Source organism: Bradyrhizobium sp. BRP56 (genome assembly GCF_020194035.1).
Lineage (GTDB): Bacteria > Pseudomonadota > Alphaproteobacteria > Rhizobiales > Xanthobacteraceae > Bradyrhizobium > Bradyrhizobium australafricanum.
Genome location: NZ_JADYVV010000023.1, coordinates 18298 through 35657, shown reverse-complemented (window position 1 = coordinate 35657; position 17360 = coordinate 18298). Strand labels below are relative to the sequence as shown.

18 protein-coding genes are annotated in these 17360 nt (G+C 58.7%); 2 read left to right on the top strand and 16 right to left on the bottom strand.

The features are described from left to right. Positions 1-2 precede the first annotated feature (2 nt). The 6 genes from I6F38_RS17845 to nifH all read right to left on the bottom strand — a co-directional run bounded on the left by I6F38_RS17845 (position 3) and on the right by nifH (position 7250). On the bottom strand, positions 3-1310 hold the full coding sequence (locus I6F38_RS17845; RefSeq protein WP_016848187.1) for an FAD-dependent oxidoreductase: 1308 nt from the start codon (positions 1308-1310) through the stop codon (positions 3-5). Between the two features lie 13 nt (positions 1311-1323). After that, a complete protein-coding gene (locus I6F38_RS17840; protein ID WP_016848186.1) occupies positions 1324-2430 on the bottom strand; it encodes an electron transfer flavoprotein subunit alpha/FixB family protein in 1107 nt (368 codons plus the stop codon). 986 nt (positions 2431-3416) lie between these two features. Continuing rightward, positions 3417-3758, bottom strand: coding sequence for a nitrogenase stabilizing/protective protein NifW (gene nifW, locus I6F38_RS17835; RefSeq protein ID WP_016848185.1), 342 nt, complete (start codon positions 3756-3758; stop codon positions 3417-3419). Positions 3759-3949: 191 nt separating this feature from the next. Next, a complete protein-coding gene (gene nifV, locus I6F38_RS17830) occupies positions 3950-5137 on the bottom strand; it encodes a homocitrate synthase (RefSeq protein ID WP_016848184.1) in 1188 nt (395 codons plus the stop codon). A 378-nt stretch (positions 5138-5515) separates the two neighbouring features. Beyond that, positions 5516-6229 (bottom strand): nitrogen fixation protein NifQ, encoded by a 714-nt coding sequence (locus tag I6F38_RS17825; RefSeq protein ID WP_210291207.1) that lies wholly within the window; start codon positions 6227-6229, stop codon positions 5516-5518. A gap of 136 nt (positions 6230-6365) precedes the next feature. Continuing rightward, positions 6366-7250 (bottom strand): nitrogenase iron protein, encoded by an 885-nt coding sequence (gene nifH / locus I6F38_RS17820; RefSeq protein WP_026192307.1) that lies wholly within the window; start codon positions 7248-7250, stop codon positions 6366-6368. Positions 7251-8038: 788 nt separating this feature from the next. Here nifH and I6F38_RS17815 point away from each other — a divergent pair. Together I6F38_RS17815 and I6F38_RS17810 are read left to right on the top strand one after the other, a co-directional pair. Then, positions 8039-8452: an ArsC/Spx/MgsR family protein gene (locus I6F38_RS17815; RefSeq protein WP_018269929.1), complete on the top strand. Its 414-nt coding sequence runs from the start codon at positions 8039-8041 to the stop codon at positions 8450-8452. A 453-nt stretch (positions 8453-8905) separates the two neighbouring features. Then, positions 8906-9649 (top strand): OmpW family outer membrane protein, encoded by a 744-nt coding sequence (locus I6F38_RS17810; protein WP_016848180.1) that lies wholly within the window; start codon positions 8906-8908, stop codon positions 9647-9649. Between the two features lie 549 nt (positions 9650-10198). On the opposite strand, the gene I6F38_RS17805 is transcribed toward I6F38_RS17810, so the two are convergent. The 10 genes from I6F38_RS17805 to nifB all read right to left on the bottom strand — a co-directional run bounded on the left by I6F38_RS17805 (position 10199) and on the right by nifB (position 17181). Continuing rightward, positions 10199-10546 carry a (2Fe-2S) ferredoxin domain-containing protein gene (locus I6F38_RS17805; protein WP_035632565.1) on the bottom strand — a complete coding sequence of 116 codons (348 nt, stop codon included), beginning with the start codon at positions 10544-10546 and terminating at the stop codon, positions 10199-10201. 961 nt (positions 10547-11507) lie between these two features. Further along, positions 11508-11966, bottom strand: a complete 459-nt coding sequence (locus I6F38_RS17800) for a Rieske 2Fe-2S domain-containing protein (protein ID WP_016848177.1) — start codon at positions 11964-11966, stop codon at positions 11508-11510. 8 nt (positions 11967-11974) lie between these two features. Next, positions 11975-12196: a hypothetical protein gene (locus I6F38_RS17795; protein WP_075968410.1), complete on the bottom strand. Its 222-nt coding sequence runs from the start codon at positions 12194-12196 to the stop codon at positions 11975-11977. Positions 12197-12441: 245 nt separating this feature from the next. Continuing rightward, positions 12442-13596, bottom strand: a complete 1155-nt coding sequence (locus tag I6F38_RS17790; protein ID WP_225161286.1) for a DegT/DnrJ/EryC1/StrS family aminotransferase — start codon at positions 13594-13596, stop codon at positions 12442-12444. Positions 13597-13640: 44 nt separating this feature from the next. Continuing rightward, entirely contained in the window at positions 13641-13910 is a 270-nt protein-coding gene (locus I6F38_RS17785) for a hypothetical protein (protein ID WP_016848174.1), read from the bottom strand. Positions 13911-13942: 32 nt separating this feature from the next. Next, the gene (locus tag I6F38_RS17780) at positions 13943-14302 is read right to left on the bottom strand and encodes a DUF3024 domain-containing protein (RefSeq protein ID WP_016848173.1); all 360 of its coding nucleotides are present in this window, start codon (positions 14300-14302) and stop codon (positions 13943-13945) included. A 15-nt stretch (positions 14303-14317) separates the two neighbouring features. Next, positions 14318-14557, bottom strand: coding sequence for a nitrogen fixation protein NifZ (locus I6F38_RS17775; RefSeq protein WP_016848172.1), 240 nt, complete (start codon positions 14555-14557; stop codon positions 14318-14320). Continuing rightward, positions 14554-14874: a nitrogen fixation protein NifZ gene (locus tag I6F38_RS17770; RefSeq protein ID WP_026192302.1), complete on the bottom strand. Its 321-nt coding sequence runs from the start codon at positions 14872-14874 to the stop codon at positions 14554-14556. The genes I6F38_RS17775 and I6F38_RS17770 overlap by 4 nt, the downstream gene beginning before the upstream one ends. 517 nt (positions 14875-15391) lie before the next feature. Further along, the gene (locus I6F38_RS17765) at positions 15392-15616 is read right to left on the bottom strand and encodes a 4Fe-4S binding protein (protein ID WP_075968411.1); all 225 of its coding nucleotides are present in this window, start codon (positions 15614-15616) and stop codon (positions 15392-15394) included. 8 nt (positions 15617-15624) lie between these two features. Then, positions 15625-17181 carry a nitrogenase cofactor biosynthesis protein NifB gene (nifB, locus tag I6F38_RS17760; RefSeq protein ID WP_225161256.1) on the bottom strand — a complete coding sequence of 519 codons (1557 nt, stop codon included), beginning with the start codon at positions 17179-17181 and terminating at the stop codon, positions 15625-15627. Between the last annotated feature and the right edge of the window lie 179 nt (positions 17182-17360).

Below are 17360 nucleotides of genomic sequence, written 5' to 3'. Positions count from 1 at the left end.
GGTCAGCGCCAGGCCCGGGTAAAACGACACGCATCGCCGAACAGACCTGTCCATGACCGCGCCTTGACGAAGGATTTCAAGGTCGCCTTCTCCTTCTCAACCTTCGGCGTGCCATCGACACGTACAAAGTTCTGCAGCGCCTTGGAAATAAGCTGCGGATAGGTAAGGAAGAAGTTTTGCGAATGGGTGTGCATCAGCATCGGCATATCCTTGTACTTCTTTAGATCTTTGATGACAAAGGACTCGTCGAGCATCTTCTTGTAGAGCGACAGATTTGTCGCGGTCATCGGCTCGCGGCGCGATTTTACCTGGGCGATCGCTTCGGCCGCGATGCGGCCTGAAGTCATCGCAAGATTGGAACCTTCGCGATGAATGGCATTGTTGAGCTGCGCCGCGTCCCCGACCACCACCCAGCCCTCGCCGTAGAGCTGCGGGATTGCCTTGTAGCCGCCTTCAGGAATGAGATGCGCCGCGTATTCCTTGACTTCGGAACCTGCGATGAGCGGCGCCACGGACGGATGCTGCTTGAAATGATCGAGCATGCCGTAGGGCGTCTGGGCGGTGCGCTGGAAATCAGCGACGAGACAGCCGATGCCGAGCGAAATGCACTCCTTGTTGGCATAGATGAAACCCATTCCGGTCATGCCGCGAGAAATGGTACCGGCCGCCTCGATCACAACGCCTTCGTCGCCCTTGAGATTGAAACGGGCCTCGATAGTCTCGCGAGGCAAAAAGTGCATTTCCTTCACCGCGAGTGCCACATTATCGGGTTTCGGCCGCGACCGCAGGCCCGCGCGCGTCCCGAGCAGGCCATTGACACCCTCGGCCAGCACGACGACGTCGGCGTGTATTTCGCCGTCGCGGCGATCAGTACGAACCCCGACGATCCTCTCGCGGTCGTCCCGTACGAGCTCGGTGACTGTCGTCTCGCACAGCACGGTCGCGCCGGCCTCCCGCACCTTCGAGGAGAACCATTTGTCAAACTGCGCGCGTATGATCGTGTATCTGTTCGGCCGCTCCTCGTTGAAGTCATCCGAGCGGTAGTGCATGCCAACATGCGAGCGATCGTCCATCATCCAGAACCGCTGTTCGACCAGATGGCGCTCGAGCGGCGCCTCCCCGCGAAACTCGGGGATCAGCTTTTCCATCATGTCGGCATAGAGAATTGCGCCCTGCACATTCTTCGATCCCGGATATTCGCCTCGCTCGAGCTGCAGCACCTTCATGCCGCGCTTGGCCATGGTCAACGCCGCTGCGTTTCCAGCCATACCGGCTCCGACCACGATCGCATCAAACCTCTCTTCGATCATCACGGCATCTCCTCTAGACCGCGAGCCGGGCGCGCGAATCCGGCAAAAGCCTGGCGCGAAATGCGGCCGTCAGCGACGGGAGCAACTGCATGGCGTCGCTGATGATCGCGACATGGGCGAAGTCGAAGATCGGCGCGTTTTTGTCGGTATTGATGGCGACGATCAGGTCCGCCCCCTCCACGCCGACCCTGTGCTGGATCGCGCCGGAAATGCCGGCCGCAATATAGAGCTTTGGCCGAATGGTCTTGCCGGTCTGGCCGATCTGCCGGTCAGACGTCACCCATCCCTTCTGCACCAGAGGACGCGAGCAGCCATACTCGGCGCCAAGCAGAGTTGCTAGCTCGCGCACCAGCCGAAAATTCTCGAGCGATCCCAGTCCTAGGCCGCCGGCGACGACAACATCGGCATAGGCTAGATTTGACGTTTCGGAATCCCGGTCGGGAATGAACGTCAGCACCTTCGTGACGATATCGTCTTCAACAAGGCCAAGCGGATGGATGATGATACGAGCGGCATCGCGTACGACGCGCTCCGGCATCGGCATGACGCGCGGGCGGACGGTTGCCATCTGTGGACGATAGTTCAAGGTATAAATCGTGCACAGCAGCGAGCCGCCAAAGGTCGGACGCGTCGCCGCAAGCGAACCGTCGGCGTCGACGTCGAGCGCAGTACAGTCGGCTGTGAGTCCCGTCGACAAGGTGGTCGCCACCGAACCTGCAAGATCGCGACCGAGTGTCGTCGCGCCTAACAACAGGATCTCAGGCTTGTAGGTGTTGACGAGTTCGGTTAGCGCTTTAGTGTATGATTCGTTGCGGTAATCCGACAATACATTGTCGCTCACGAGATAGGCCAGATCGGCGCCATAGCAAAATGACTCCAGCGCGGCGTTGCGCGTCGGCTGCCCCTCCGGACCGATAACGACCGCGGCGAGATTCACCTTCAGCCTGTCGGCAAGCCTGCGCCCCGCTCCCATGAGCTCCCAGGAAACCGGATGCACCTGGCCACGCTCCTGCTCGACAAAAACCCAGACATGCTTGTAGGCCTTGAAGTGCTCCGGAAGTTCCTTTTTGGCCGCCGCGCGGCCGGCCGCCGGCGCGGCCGTTTTGGTGACATTGCTCATGCTTTAAATTCCCCTCAAAATGCGCGCGCCCGCGCCACAGGATTGGTTTCTACTTCGGCTGGCTGGAGATCACTTTTGATCAGCAGATGGCTTGCTGCTCGTTGTTTCCGCTTGCTCGGCGCGGCCCGACCGCGCAACGAGAGGCGTCGCACGGGGTGAACGTACCTGGCTGGCCAAGTTCCGAGATGGCCCCAAGACAGGTTCATTGCGCGCTCTATTCGACAAGCGCCAGCAAGGCGGCCTGGCCACTGCGGTCACTCTAATTGACTCTCTCCATGGCTGATTACGCCGGTCCGCTTGCTGCGCAATAGCTGCACCTTGCTTTCGGCCTAGCGCTCCGCATCGGCCGTGACGACTCGGTCGATGCCACCGCACTTTCATGCGATGAGTGCTCGGCCGCCAGCGCCGCCGACTCGCAGGGGAGGTTTGGCTCTTTTCCTGGCGCATGTTGCTATCGGCTCTGAGGTAGCTGTGGATCTGCGCGCAAGTGGGCACCCGCCTGATTTGGACGATGATATGCATACGTTTCCGAGGTGTGGCGCTGACGGGCGAGTTACCCATTGCCTCCCATCGCGGGCTCGATGGCAGTTTCAATTGCGTCAAAAGCCATTTGGGGTGCCACTGCGCGAGCGTGAACCACGAGATGATGCCGCACAACTCGGCCGGCAGTAGACGTAGCGTGAAAGGTCTTCCTTCAAATCTCATCTCGAACGGCTACCATTTGTCTGCATCGATGACCGGATCGACCCGACAACAGCAAGTGTCGTACCAGTTGCAAAACTCGGGGAAGATTAGGCGAACGCAATGACTTAGGGGACACTTGGAAGGGCTGCTAATCCCCAGGACACGACCACTCCGAACATGGGTCGGGAATACGACAGCGCCGCGCGAGCCATGGCTGCGGAGAGTCGATCCGGAAGAAGACGAAGGTTGCACGAGGGATCATCACCACGCCACACTTGGTGACAAACCTTGAAAGCGCGAGATCACTTCAGCTCGCTCAATGGGACAAAGGCCATCGGCTTGTCATGGTCTGCAACAGCATCCTTCAAAACCTTGAACACCCGCTGGTCGATTGGCGACGATGCCACGAAGTCGGCATAGGCCTGTTCCAGCATCGCTTTGCAACGAGCTCTGATGTCCGGTTCTGCGGCACCAGCGAATTGCTCCTTGGCAAGATATTGTCCCATGCGCTTTAGGATGTGAAGGCGCGCGACATTGACGATTCCGGGGTCGTATTCGACGCCTAGCAGTGAAAAAAACTCTTCCGCGGACGAGGCTTTGTTGAGCCGATCCAGGATACCGGCTGATGGGTGCGAGTTACTCATCGAAAACTCCCTTTGAATTGGCACGTGGACGATCGGCGACAGCGCGGCACCGCCTGGTGATCCTGCTGCAGCCAACCTCGCGCGACCATGCTGAGGCAGGCCGTCGTGGCCGTCGATTAACGATGCCCGATACCGTCCTCGCGGCGCTTGGTTTTCGAATAGCCTGTCCAGATCTTGCTGGGTACGCCTCTTCAGGCCGGGTGGGGCGACAAGTATCCGCACACATCGCGCCAGATCGCTGCTACTGTTTCGCGCTCGACCGGCACCTTGTGCTTTATGGCATGCTTGCGGACTTGCGTCAGGATCTGTCTGGCTTGGTCGGCGCTGGCGACGAGCTGTAATTCATTGAGCAACGCGGTGATCGCCGACAGCCCGGAATGCTTACCGATCACAAAACTGTTGCGGCGCCCAAGCAGAACCGGATCAAGCGACTGGTAGGTACGTTGATCTTTTAAAAGGCCATCCACGTGAATGCCCGATTCATGCGTAAAAATATGCTCTCCGACGATGGCTTTGTTCAGAGGAATCGCACGTGCGGCTGCCGCTGCAACCACTGCGGCGACCTTCTCGAGTTCCGGAAGTATGATGCCGGTCTCGCGCCTGTAGAGCTGCTTGAGCGCGACCGCGACTTCCTCGAGCGGTGCATTTCCAGCCCGTTCGCCGAGGCCGATAACGGTTACCGAGGCGTGGCTCGCGCCGGCCTTGATGGCGGAGAGCGTGTTGGCGGTTGCGAGGCCGAGATCGTCGTGACCATGAAACTCAAGTTCGAGATCGGTGGTCGCCCGCAAATTTCCGACCAGAGCGGAGGTTGTGTCCGGGTCGAGCACACTGAGCGTATCGGCAATACGAAAGCGACGCGCTCCCGCCGATTTTGCCGCGGCTATCAGTCTGATGAGAAAGTCGATGTCGGCGCGGGAGGAGTCCTCGCCGCCGACGGCAACCTCAAGTCCCCGCTCACGTGCATAACCTACGACTCGCTTCACTTGTTCCAGCGCCAGGTCGCGACGACCGCCAAGCTTGGCCGCGATCTGGATATCGGAACTCGGGATCGACACATTGACCATGGACACCTTCGCTTCGATCGCCGCGTCGATGTCGGCTTCGCGCATCCGGCACCAGCCTATGGTGGTCAGCGGAAGCTCTGCTTCGACGATTGCGTGGATGGCGGTGATCTCCTCGTTGCCCATCGCGGGCGTTCCCGCCTCGATCTCCGTCACGCCGGCCCGCGCCAGCGCCTGCGCGATCGCCAGCTTTTCCTCTGTGGTGAACGCAACGCCAGGCGCCTGCTCGCCGTCGCGTAATGTCGTGTCGTTGAGCACGGTCGGCTTGGCGCTCGCCTGCTCGGGCCAAGCCGGCTTGGCGGTCTTGGTAGCGGCCATCACGAAAGGGCTCCTCATTGCTTTTGACCCACAGGCGCTTCAGCAACCCCCATGCCAGCCCGCCACGCTTTTTAACCCGTTGAAAACAATATGCTTACTTCAGCGGCTAGCTTGCCTTCGCTAATTGATTGTCGCAAACGCGACAGGCTTATGAAGCGGACGGCTCATCCTGCCTCTCGCAACACCGAGCTCGAATGTTAACGCGATTGCGACACGCCGGCAGGCACGAATGTCGCGGAGTATTTGTGGCCCGCCCGCCTTAGACCCATGGTCGCGCGCGCATCGAAACGGCGTTAGGCCGCGCCCTCCAGTTCCTGCTGAACTCGCCAAAGCGCGCGCGGGTTCTAGCTGACTTGAGCGATCGAGCCTTGCAACGGCTTAAATGGGCCAGTCGACGCCGATGACCGGGCGAGCCGTCTGCAACAGAACGTCACGCCGACGTTCTGCCATCCGGCTCTCGCCGCTTTCTTCGCCGAAGCAGAGATTGAAATCGCTACATTGCGTGCAAACGGGCGTTGTACACATGACGAGGCCTTCATCCTCGCACAGCGAGCGGTAGAAGAAGCGCTTCCAGCGCATATTGTTGTTATTGCGCGCGGCGAGCGGCGCGAAGTGGCGACTTAGCAGCCGAGAGAGTTCGCCACGATTGCGTAATCCGAGATCTTCCCACAAGTGGTTTGGCTCTATGGCGCGGCGTGCGATCATCGCGGCCAGCCAACCCCCGATACGTCCTTCCGTTGAGCGTTGCTTGAGCAAGAGATCGCGCACCATTGCGATTTCGTCGTTCTCATCGCACTTGAAAGCCAGGAGCTGCTCCGACACCTTGACCCCGATCGATGGAAAATGGTGGTCCAGCAGGGCCGCCAGCTCGTGGCCGGACAGGCCGGCCTTCTCGGGAAGCGGGCCACCATCCATCGAGGCGGCCGCCAGAATTGACGCCAGGACATGGCAATCGAAATTGCTGTCGGTCGTAATGTCGGCCTCTTCGGGAGGCACACCAGTGAGCGCTCGATAGGTCGCAATTCCTCTTTGCACCTCGCTGCCCGCGTCAGCGCAAACAGCTGCAAACGGATGGAAGTTCGCTTTGGGCATGAATCTTTTACAGCGTCACGTTTGCCCCGTCCCATTCTAGCTGGCCGGGTGATCGTCAGAATGCCGGTCTCCCCGGATGGGGGGTGAGGGAGACCGGCATCCGTCGCGCGCCTTCACAAGGCCGCGACCCGCGACCTTACGAGGCCGCGAGCTCGGCGGCGGTCTTGCCGACGATGGATTCGTCGACGGGCTTCATTATGCCATGCTCCATCAGCATGTCCTCGAGCTCGTCCATGGAGATCGGGGTCGGAATGATGCCCTTGCCGCCATTGTTGTGAACCTTGGTCGCAAGATTGCGATAGTGATCGGCCTGCTTCGACTCGGGCGCATACTCCAGCACCGTCATGCGGCGCAACTCGGCATGTTGCACCACATTGTCGCGCGGCACAAAGTAGATCAGCTGGGTGCCCAACTTCTTGGCCAGCGCCTCCGCCAGTTCCAGCTCTTTGTCGGTCTGCCGCTCGTTGCAGATCAGGCCGCCCAGCCGCACGCCGCCAGAGTTGGCGTATTTCAGGATGCCTTTGGAGATATTGTTTGCGGCATACATTGCCATCATTTCTCCGGACATGACGATATAGATCTCCTGCGCCTTGTTTTCCCGGATCGGCATCGCAAAGCCACCACAAACCACGTCACCGAGCACGTCGTAGGACACATAGTCAATGTCCTCATAAGCGCCGTTTTCCTCCAGGAAATTGATCGAGGTGATGACGCCGCGGCCGGCGCAGCCGACACCCGGCTCAGGACCGCCGGACTCCACGCAGCGGATGTCCTTGTAGCCGACCTTCATCACGTCCTCGAGTTCGAGGTCCTCCACGCTGCCGGCGCTCGCTGCAAGGCTCAAAATCGTGTCCTGCGCCTTGGCATGCAGGATCAGGCGGGTCGAGTCCGCCTTAGGATCGCATCCCACGATCAGGATTTTCTGACCCATCTCGGCCAGTGCCGCCAACGTATTCTGGGAAGTGGTCGACTTGCCGATGCCGCCTTTTCCGTAGAACGCGATTTGTCTCAGTGAAGACATGTTGTTCTCCATCAACCGATTTGCCAAAAGTTGCGCGCTTCCTACACGCGAGCTTGTTTCTCTCTCAGAAACGGGGCACACGGGTTCAAGGGAAGGAGCGCATCGCTCGCCTTACGCGTCGGCGTGCACTCAGCCCTCACTCAGTGTTGCTGCCGCTTAATAGCAACCGTCGTGCCAACACTGTCCGCGCTCATTAAGCTTCTGATTGCATTCTAAAAAGCCAACGAGCCGTTGAACAACCCCGGAGTGTTTTGCACCGGACAGGATCCGCTCGGCTGTCAGAAAACGAACACCGGCCAACCAATCAGGCTGGAAAACGGCAGCTTGGCATGACCAGATCCAATGCTCTCAAATGGAACGGGACTTGCTCCTCTTCTTGCAAGCCAGTGGTCGGCAATTTGGGCAGAGCGAGATGCAGTCGAGGTTGGCATCTCTAAGGCATGTGACCGGCGATGGGGTTCGTGGTCGATGATGCGAGGTAAATTGTGCGGCTCACCGACCAATTGATCCAACTGATCAGAACGACGCGCCTGAGCCTGAAGGCACTTACAAGGGTGCCTCGGATCGAAACTAGCTGCGGTTCTGCTCCGCGCTTCGTTTGCGAGACATGAAAGGCCAATTCTCGTTGATGAGTTAATCGTCCAACGAAGACATTAAGAAGGGGCGCAAGCACGGTACGGTGCTCAAGCCGCTTATGTGTGATCATTCGCACGAGCGTCAAATGCGCTCTCCGACATAGCGGAACCCGTCGCCGATCGTTCAGCTCAGCGAAGCCACATAGGCAGACCATGGCGACAATCGTCTTTTATCAAAAACCCGGCTGCGTCACCAATGCACGTCAGATGCTGGCGCTGAAGGCCGCTGGCCATGACGTGATAGCCAAGGATATATTGAAGGAACCGTGGGCTGCGGAGGAATTGCGACACTTCTTCGGCAGGACGCCGATTGCATCCTGGTTCAACCGAGCCGCGCCTCGTATCAGGTCAGGCGAAGTTAATCCTGACGCAATCGACGCAGCGAGCGCACTGACGTTAATGCTGGCAGATCCGCTCCTGATCAGACGTCCGCTGATCGACGTCGATGGTGCAAGATGCGCCGGATTCGATCATGAAGCCGTGCTGTCGTTGCTTGGCCGGGACGCGCAAGGTGACCTTGAGGGATGCTCCCACGAACAACAGGGCACGCACTGCCCGCAGATGTGAGGATACGATCGATCATACGACTGCGCCGCCAACCAATGCGAACAACGATCCTGCCTTATCGCTTGGTCAGGATGGCCGACGGCATGTTCGGCGAGACGGCCGACGTGCGTGGCTCTTCGTAACCAGCGGCGCTCAGATTGCTCGGTTTGAATAAGACATGTCGTCGCCTGCGGTGTGGGAAACCACCGCAGTTCTATCGCGCACAAGATTCCTGCAGCCCGGATTTGATCAGAGCTTTGAGCCGAGACACGGTTATTGAATAGATTCGGCTCAGACGGAATGTTAAACTGAATAAACGATACGGACAGAACCACGGAGCTTCGTGGTCGTGATCCTTATGCAACGTGGCTGCATAATTGCGCTACGTGCGCCGCCATTTTGATCAGCATCAAATCAATCGCCGTCTCCCATGTGTGACAGAGGTCTCGCGCGACTCTTCGCGCGAACTTTGGAATGGAGAATTCGATGAGGATCAAAGCAATTCTGACGACGACATCGCTGCTCGCGCTCGCGAGCTCGTTGGCCAGCATGTCGGTTCAGGCCGCCGATCTGGCGCAGGCCCCTATCTACTACAAAGCCCCCCCAATCGAACCCTTCAATCCGTGGATGATCCGCCTGCGCGTTCTCGGCGTTTTACCGGATACCGCAGGCAGCTCCGTCAATGTCGCCGGGGCGTCGCCGCTATCCTCGCCAGCCTCCGGGCTATCGATCAGCGACCAAGCGGTACCGGAGCTCGATATCACCTATTTCTTCACAAGAAACGTTGCCGCCGAACTCATTCTCGGTGTGAGCCGCCATCACATCAGCGGCACAGGTAAGCTAAATGGACTAGATATCGGCAAGGCTTGGCTGTTGCCGCCAACGCTGACTCTGCAATATCACTTCACCGATTTCGGCCCGCTCAAGCCTTACATCGGCGCGGGCATCAACTACACCGTATTCTTCAACCAATCGGCTGCCAATACGTCGCTCGCCGGCCTTGCCGTGACGGATTTGCACATCGCCAACCAGTTCGGCGCCGCGGTCCAATTCGGCTTCGATTATATGCTTGACCGCCATTGGGGCCTCAACTTCGACGTGAAGAAGTTGTGGTTGCGGCCGGATTATTCGGCGACCGTGAACAATGCGATTGCCGTCACTGGTCGCGCCAATATCGACCCATGGCTCGTCAGCGGTGGCATCACCTACAAGTTCTGAGGCTGGAAACACGCTTCAGTGAACTTCCCGGACGCGCCGGGTCGCCGGACGCGTCTCTCCGTTATAATACAGTACAAACGCCAGCGAGATGATGCGTAAAGACGCGTCGTCTCGCCGGTGACCAGGAGCCACTCCCAGCATTGCTCGCGCTGTGCGTCACGGATGTGTCGGTAAGTGGTGGAAAACAATCAAATCGAGCCACTAGTGATAGGCTCCTGCTCGTGCTTCCCGGCATTAGCAGAAGCGGCCGCCTGCCTATCGGCGCCGAGAATTCAAGGCGGTCGCCCCCTGCGAGAGAACGACCGCACTTGCAAGGACATGAGCTCAGGGCTCTTCGGCCCCGATCATGAGTAGAATCCGATCAAGGCTTACCTTGTAGCGCATGTTCTTGAAACCAACGCCATAGCGACAAGTAAGCAGTCCCGTGTTGGGCACGTACTGGAAGCGTTAGGGCACCCGATCATTGTCGAACGTTCCAAGATGCTAGCTACTGGGCGGATAGGCCTGCGATGTTCGATACAAAGGGCGAGCGGCGCTCAAGCGACGCCTTTAGCTTCGCCTCAGCACCATCACGAGGCGATCGACACGTTTGCCCTGCTTGAGATGAGAGTCTACGATTTCATCAACGTCCTCAGGCGTGGTGGCGCGATACCAGATTCCGTCTGGATAGACGACCATCAAAGGACCGGAGTTACAAAAGCCAAGGCAGCCCGTCACCGTGAAACCGACATCAGTGAGGTCTTGCGCTTCGATCGCCTTGCCCATCCGATCCCAGAGGGCCTGCGCCCCAGAAGCGCCGCAACTGCCGTGCGGATGATTCGGCGGACGCTGCGTGTTGCAGGCAAAGACGTGATGCCTATAAAGTTGAGGAAGCTCGAATTCGGTTTCTGCGTTCATGCGCCTATCCTGAAATCAACGGCCTCCGTCATCTGAAAAGAGACAAGATCCGAGCGCATCCGCCCGAACAACCTGCTCCTCAGTCGAACGCCGCATCGACCAATTGATCCTACTAATTCCCACTCCAGCTTGCGAAAGCGGGCGACATGCCGATGATGATCGCTGACGATCAGCGATACTCGACATCTAGAATATCCTCCTTGATCAGCTTCAACCTCGCGGTGTCTCCCTCCGCATTACTTACGCAACCATCCAACTTTTCCAAGCAAGTTCCGCACCAGATGCGTAGCGATCATTTCTTCAGCGATCTCATTCTATGCTCCGGCGCGATTGACGATTATCCGGCGCGACTGACAATTATGCCGAGGTTGCAACATTGTCGCCCTCCCTTGTTCCATGCGTGACATATGGCACATCGCGTTTGATACGCTCCCGCTTCAGCATTTCGCGTTGCGCACCGTTCGCACGCACAATAGCCGGACCACGCCAACGCGCCCGTTCGTGCATTCGACCTTGGCGGCCGCCACCGGCTGACTATGGTGCGGCACTCGCTAAGGGCATCGCATGAACGAAAGCTTGGCATTGCAATTGCTACGCCCGCTTCGGCGGTCGTCCAAGAATTGTGACACAGGATCGTCATTCCTCCAGACCAAACGGTCCTGTCAGTCTGGGTCCCCCCATTTCAACCAGCCCAGACGGTGCCCTCGGCGTAACCGCCGAGGGCATTTCCTTCTCAAAGACATCGTATCCAGCGGCGGCAATGGCCTGCTGGCTCGATTTGGTGCGCTAGCGCCAAAGCACCTCCTAGGTGCCGCGAAGGTCGCGGTCGCACGAGGTTCGGCTGTTCGCCTCTCAACGCCAAAGCATTGACGCGCGTCCGCGCCCAGCACTCGCTGGTACGATGGCATTATTCGGCGACAACACGCCGGAGACGTGTTGAGCAACAGCCAAGTGACGCCTGCTAATCGGGATGGATCGTTATATCCATGGTTTCGTCGCTGTCCTCGAACGGCTCGGAAAACCGATCATCCTCAAGTAGCTTGATGCCACACAGGCAGACGTCACCTTCGATGACGGCGAGTGCGATCGGCTCAAGTGTTTGTCCAGTGCAGGGACCATCGATGCACAGCCCGGTGTCGATCTCAAATTTCGCACCGTGCCGTGCGCATCTGAGAAAGGAGCGATCGGAGGAGAAGAACTCGCCGGAGCCGATGTTGAGCCATAAGCTGTCATGCGGACAACGATTGACGTAGCCTAGATAGTCATCGTCAAAAGTGCGAACCACAACAATTGGAAACGGCCGGCTCTCGCCGCTGTCGTCTACCTGCGACAAGCTAAAGGCCTTGGCGCCACACCGCTCGATGGCATCGACCGGACAGACGGCGAACACCTCGATCTGATCACACATCGGGCCGATCATCCCTTTGCTTATCCAGGCCTCGCAGTTTCCTGCTTGAAAGCTTCGACTGCAGCCCGGGCCAGCCGAAAAACGCCGCGGCCACGAGCGAGCGGCCGATAGGTCGAGCCGGCACGGGTATTGAGGACATCAAACCATTGGTTCGGCGTGAGCTTCGCCGGGCGCTCGCTGATTTGGATCACTCTCCCGTTTGGAGCGAAGCGGACGTGAATGATGACCTGTTGAGAAGTCATGGCAACCCCTATTTGGCCGACTTTAAAGACCCGAGCCGAAACTGAGGATCTCTGTTGCGACGTGCTCCGTTTCCGGCAGCTTGCGTGGCCTCCAGCCGCGGCTTGGAGACCGCGCCTCGCTACTTTCGAGCAGGTCTTCTTCGTGCCCACGGCCCCCCTCGGTCGCCCCGCTCATCTCGCGCGACGTCGCAAGTGGGATCATCGCATTCAATCGTGGTCCTTCGATGTGGTGGATGACGCGCATCTCAGTAGATCGCTGCCCCTGCGCCCACGTTGATCGAGGCATCCTTTACGGCTTCGACAATGAACTCGATCCTGTCGTTCGTGAGATGGGTGTGAAACGGCAGCGCCAGGGCGCGATCGGCGATCTTTTCGGCAACAAGGAAATCGCCACGTCGATAGCCGAGTTCGAAGTAGTGGCGTTGCAAGTGCAGCGGATGGCTATAAGCGACGGCTTCAATTTGGGCGACTCGCAGATCATCGACGATGGCATCGCGGCCGGATCGCGTGAAGCGTGTTCCAAGATGGACGAGATAGAGCAACCAATTCACCTCGGTCACATGGGGACCGACGTAAGGCGGCTTGATGCCCTCAAATGATTGCATATGCGCGTTGTAGAGCTGCTCCACCAGCCGACGACGCTCCAGGATTTCATCGAGACGCTTAAGCTGCGCCAGACCCAAGGCTGCCGTGAGATCGCTCATGCCGGCTTGGTATGGTGCTGCGGCACCGACGATCACGGAGGAGCGTTCGTCCAGGCGGTGGGCGCGATAGCGACGCAAGCCAACCGCGATGTCGATATCGTCCGTTACCACCATTGCGCCTTCGCCACAACTTAGGGCCAAGGGCTGGGCAAAGTCGAAGACCGCCAGGTCGCCAAACCGGCCGACGAGTTCGCCCTTGTAGCGCGATCCGATTGCTTCGGTGGAATCCTCTAGAAGCGCCAGATGGTGGCGCTGCGCGATCGCCCGCAATTCCGACCACGGCGCGGGATGGCCGTTGGGATTGCCGGTGACAATCGCCCGCGTGTGGGCCGTGATGCGCTCTTCGGCTTTATCTGGGACCAATGTTCCCGACCAATAGTCGATGTCGGCAAATACCGCCCGCGCGCCTGCAAGACCGATCGCATGGACGGTCTCGCGGAGGGAATAGGGCGAAGCGATGACTTCCTGCCCTGGCCCGATGCCGACCGCCTTGAGCGCAAGCACGAGCCCAATGGTGCCGCTCGAGACCGCAACGGCATATTTGCGGCCAAGATAGGCTGCAAAAGCGTGCTCGAACGCCTCAGTGACCGACCCATTGGAGATCTGCGGCGAGCACAGAATCGTTTCCACGGCGGAGAGCTCGGCGAAGGTGATATCGGGATCGGACAATGGAATGAAGGACGTATTTGCCTCCATCCTGTCCGCACCATCAGGCCGATGCGCTGCCAGTTCAATCCCGCTCACCGCGCAACATTCCTTCTTGCCAACACGATGCCGGTCGCCCGCTTCGGATCGGCCGTAATCTGCACGCAGTGATCCGACCCGTCGAGCAAATGCAGGTCGAAACGAGGGAACCGCCGGAACGGCTGATCCGTCACATCCGACGCATCGCAGCGAACGCATGCAAGCTGCGGAAAGCGGCGCCGCAGCTCGACAAGGGGGCCCATGTCCGCGCCGTCGACAGCAAGCAGCCCTTCGATTTCAATCAATTCCTCCGCAGTAAGCGCCATCGTGGCTCCTCTAGGACTCCCTAAGGTGGTCATCATTGCCAGAACAGGCGCTCCGGATCCGCGTTCAACTCATCGATTGCTGAAGTCAAGTGGTGGTAAAGGCTGTAAAATTCCCAGATCCCTTGCGCGTGGTTCTTGCAAAACAGCTTCCAGATCCCACTGACGGTGTCGTAAAGAATCAGCGCGACATCAATGAGACCACCATCCTGGTCGATATTGCGCGAGCAACAGGGACTCTCGATCAGATAACCACCCCTCACTGGCGTCACGTTCGGCGAGACATACAGATAGCGCTTGCGCGAGCTCAAGCCGCGCTCGATCCGCATGCGATCGAGCTCGTTTGGGTGAGGAACCAACCCGGTTTTTACCTTCCTCATCAGCGCGGCAGTCATCGCGAAAGCCCCCCTTCAGAGCACCGTGATTTCTTCTTCAAAACAGCCAATGAGCCGTTGCACACCAAAATCGACAGTATAGATCGGCACGTCGGCTTCGGTATGGATAGCGACTCTGACGATCTCGCCGGTTGCTCCGGCGCCGAGCACGATCCCGTCGGGTTCCGTATTGGGAAAAGAGCCATCGTTGATGAGGTCGACCGCCGCTTTAACGCGTTGGCCCCGCCGATATTTCGGAAAGCGGTCCTCAGTCATGACACAGCCTCTTCCGGCAATGGCAAATCATCGATCTCCTCGCACGCGTCCACCGACTCAAGCTCCTTGCGCTTCATGCCAACGCGGTAGCCACGTTCGAGAAACTCGACGCCGTAGATGTAGAATTGCTGCAGGAACGTTCCGATCGAAACGACGTAACCGACCTCTCCCTTCTTGACCAACACCTCGCCAATCTCTTTGCCGCGAAAGGTGCCATCATTACGGATGGTGCGATTGGCCCGTACCTTTTCGCTAAAGCTGAAGAAAGGCGGCCCGCTGAGCTCGACGACGTCGCTATCGCGAACGATTTTATTCATGCAGCGCTCCTCATGGACACGCAGGGCCGCCGCCATACCAGCGCAAGCGAGGTCCTGCATCGATTTGTCCTCATTCTCGAAGACATCCCGCGATTCACCAGCGGCAATGCCGCACGCCATTTCAAGGCGGAGATACCGGTCAGGACCGTGCTGCGGTGCAGTTCGCACCCTCGGCAACAGTCCCTGCATATTCTCGAATCGCACGGAGGCGTTCGGGTCGTTCGCCATGGCTAACGGCCACTCATCGCGGACAACCCATGCCAGAGAGTGGCGGCACTCGACCTCCGCATGACTCATCAATCGGTAGAACAGCTGCAGCGATGCGGCGCGCAACGGCGCGATCAACTTCATTGTGCTGGCCGGCCAGCATCGGCGCCATTCCTCGCACATCAAGCGAAGATCCGGGCCAGACGGCGAGGCTGCGATGGGGCTCGCTTCGCAGGAGCAGGCGCATGGGCTCATTCCTGGGCACGGTTCGCATCATCAAGCGGCGGCAATCCGTTCACTGGGCTCACCTTTAGGCTGGCGCCTGGTATCGCGCCAAGGATGTGTCAACAACGCAGGTATTGTCGACTGGACAGGCGGCGACGCATTGCGGCTCGTCGAAATAGCCAATGCATTCGGTACATTTTGCCGGTTCAATGACGAAGCTCCCCGCCTTCTCAGAGATTGCAACGTTCGGGCACAAGGGTTCGCAGGCTGAGCAGCTCGTACACTGCGAAGCAATGATCTTGAATGGCACATCCCCCCCTACGCCGCAGAGATCACGGCTTTCTGCCGAATCGACGCGTCGCCGCGCTTCACGTGCTGGATCTCACCGCTTTTCACCCGGTCGAGATAAGATCGGAACCAGGAGATCACCGACTTCTCAAACAACTCATGCGCGTATTGATCAACCGGCTCGATTCCGGCCTTGATCAGGTTGCTTTTCGGGCTGCCGCCGATTTTGGCCACGAACACCGCGTGGCAGTCATTGATGCCGCGAATGATAGTCGAAAGCCTATCCTTCTCCCCATCACCGCCTTGGCAGTAGACGTCTACGCGGCGGTGGCCGACGAATTTAGTGCCGGATGTGGAAAGTTCGTAGACTTGGAATTCCCTCGCATGTCCAAAGTGCTCGTTGATCAGGCCGGAGCCTTTGGTTGCGACTGCCACCAGAAGCGAGATCTCGCTCGCCGCTCCGCCCAATTCCCCGAGCTCTTCTTTGCTGGCCGCGGCCTTGGCAGCACGCTCATCCTCTACCCGGTCTTGGTAAGCCTTGCGCATCTCGAGATCGTATTTGACGTCCATCTTCATGACTCGGTCGGTCGTAAACTCTGCGCTGCGATCTTCTCCGAGTAGACCCACAGCATCGGCACGGCACTGACGGCAGTGACGCATCATGTTCATCTCCCCTTCGCAAGCATCTTGCAGCGCCTTCAATTCCTGCGCTGTCGGCCCGCGTTGACCGTTGAGGCCAAACACCGTGCCGTACTCGGGTGCGGAGATCAGCGGCATGATATTGTGGAGGAAGGCGCCGCGCGACTTCACCGCCTTGTTCACTTCGACCAAGTGACCGTCGTTGATATGCGGGATCATCACAGAGTTGACCTTACACAGGATCCCCCGTTCGCTAAGCATCTCCAAGCCTAGCAGCTGGCGATCGGCAAGTACCCTTGCCGCGTCGAGGCCGGTGTAGCGCCTGTGGTTGAAGAAGATCCAAGGATAGATCTTGGCGCCGATTTCGGGGTCGATCATGTTGATGGTGATCGTGACATGGTCAACCTTGGACTTGGCGATGACGTCAACATAATCTGGCAGGCTCAGCCCATTGGTTGATAGACACAGCTTGATGTCCGGAGCCGCTTTGGCGACGAGTTCGAACGTCTTGAACGTCTTTTCTGGATTGGCCAGCGGATCGCCGGGACCGGCGATGCCAAGCACGGTCATCTGGGGAATAGTGGCCGCGACCGCAAGCGCTTTCTTTACCGCCTGCTCCGGCGTGAGCTTCTCGCTCACCACGCCCGGACGTGATTCGTTGGCGCAGTCGTATTTGCGGTTGCAGTAGTTGCACTGGATGTTGCAGGCTGGCGCTACTGCGACGTGCATGCGCGCGTAATGATGATGCGCCTCTTCGCTGTAGCAGGGATGGCTCTTCACTTTTTCCCAGATCTCGGTCGGCAGATCGCCTTGCCCTGCCCGCGAGCCGCAACTCGCCTGCCCGGAGTTGGACGAGGTGCGGCAGCCCTTATGCTCGGCGGCCTGCACCATCTTGCTGGCACCTACCGCAGCTTTGGCACATTTTCCGCGCCCGACGACCGCGTTCATTTCCCATGTCTCCCTGCAGGCAATGATCGGTTTCTCAGGACCAGCCCCGAGAGCCTCAGCAAGAGCAGTAGCAACTCATATGCCATGGTAGAGTCGATGCGATTGTAGCCATGCGCCAAACAGTTAGCTGGAACAGCAACGCAACCGAATGCAAGAACAGCAACCATGCGCGTGTTTGA

Excerpts from the sequence above, each read along its gene's own strand:
- I6F38_RS17845 (WP_016848187.1), bottom strand. The coding sequence starts at position 1,310 with ATGATCGAAGAGAGGTTTGATGCGATCGTGGTCGGAGCCGGTATGGCT.
- I6F38_RS17770 (WP_026192302.1), bottom strand. The coding sequence starts at position 14,874 with ATGAATAAAATCGTTCGCGATAGCGACGTCGTCGAGCTCAGCGGGCCG.
- nifV (WP_016848184.1), bottom strand. The coding sequence starts at position 5,137 with ATGGCCGCTACCAAGACCGCCAAGCCGGCTTGGCCCGAGCAGGCGAGC.
- I6F38_RS17810 (WP_016848180.1), top strand. The coding sequence starts at position 8,906 with ATGGAGAATTCGATGAGGATCAAAGCAATTCTGACGACGACATCGCTG.
- I6F38_RS17775 (WP_016848172.1), bottom strand. The coding sequence starts at position 14,557 with ATGACTGAGGACCGCTTTCCGAAATATCGGCGGGGCCAACGCGTTAAA.
- I6F38_RS17780 (WP_016848173.1), bottom strand. The coding sequence starts at position 14,302 with ATGACTGCCGCGCTGATGAGGAAGGTAAAAACCGGGTTGGTTCCTCAC.
- I6F38_RS17805 (WP_035632565.1), bottom strand. The coding sequence starts at position 10,546 with ATGAACGCAGAAACCGAATTCGAGCTTCCTCAACTTTATAGGCATCAC.
- I6F38_RS17790 (WP_225161286.1), bottom strand. The coding sequence starts at position 13,596 with ATGGAGGCAAATACGTCCTTCATTCCATTGTCCGATCCCGATATCACC.
- nifH (WP_026192307.1), bottom strand. The coding sequence starts at position 7,250 with ATGTCTTCACTGAGACAAATCGCGTTCTACGGAAAAGGCGGCATCGGC.
- I6F38_RS17795 (WP_075968410.1), bottom strand. The coding sequence starts at position 12,196 with ATGACTTCTCAACAGGTCATCATTCACGTCCGCTTCGCTCCAAACGGG.
- I6F38_RS17840 (WP_016848186.1), bottom strand. The coding sequence starts at position 2,430 with ATGAGCAATGTCACCAAAACGGCCGCGCCGGCGGCCGGCCGCGCGGCG.
- I6F38_RS17815 (WP_018269929.1), top strand. The coding sequence starts at position 8,039 with ATGGCGACAATCGTCTTTTATCAAAAACCCGGCTGCGTCACCAATGCA.
- I6F38_RS17825 (WP_210291207.1), bottom strand. The coding sequence starts at position 6,229 with ATGCCCAAAGCGAACTTCCATCCGTTTGCAGCTGTTTGCGCTGACGCG.
- I6F38_RS17800 (WP_016848177.1), bottom strand. The coding sequence starts at position 11,966 with ATGATCGGCCCGATGTGTGATCAGATCGAGGTGTTCGCCGTCTGTCCG.
- nifB (WP_225161256.1), bottom strand. The coding sequence starts at position 17,181 with ATGAACGCGGTCGTCGGGCGCGGAAAATGTGCCAAAGCTGCGGTAGGT.
- nifW (WP_016848185.1), bottom strand. The coding sequence starts at position 3,758 with ATGAGTAACTCGCACCCATCAGCCGGTATCCTGGATCGGCTCAACAAA.
- I6F38_RS17785 (WP_016848174.1), bottom strand. The coding sequence starts at position 13,910 with ATGGCGCTTACTGCGGAGGAATTGATTGAAATCGAAGGGCTGCTTGCT.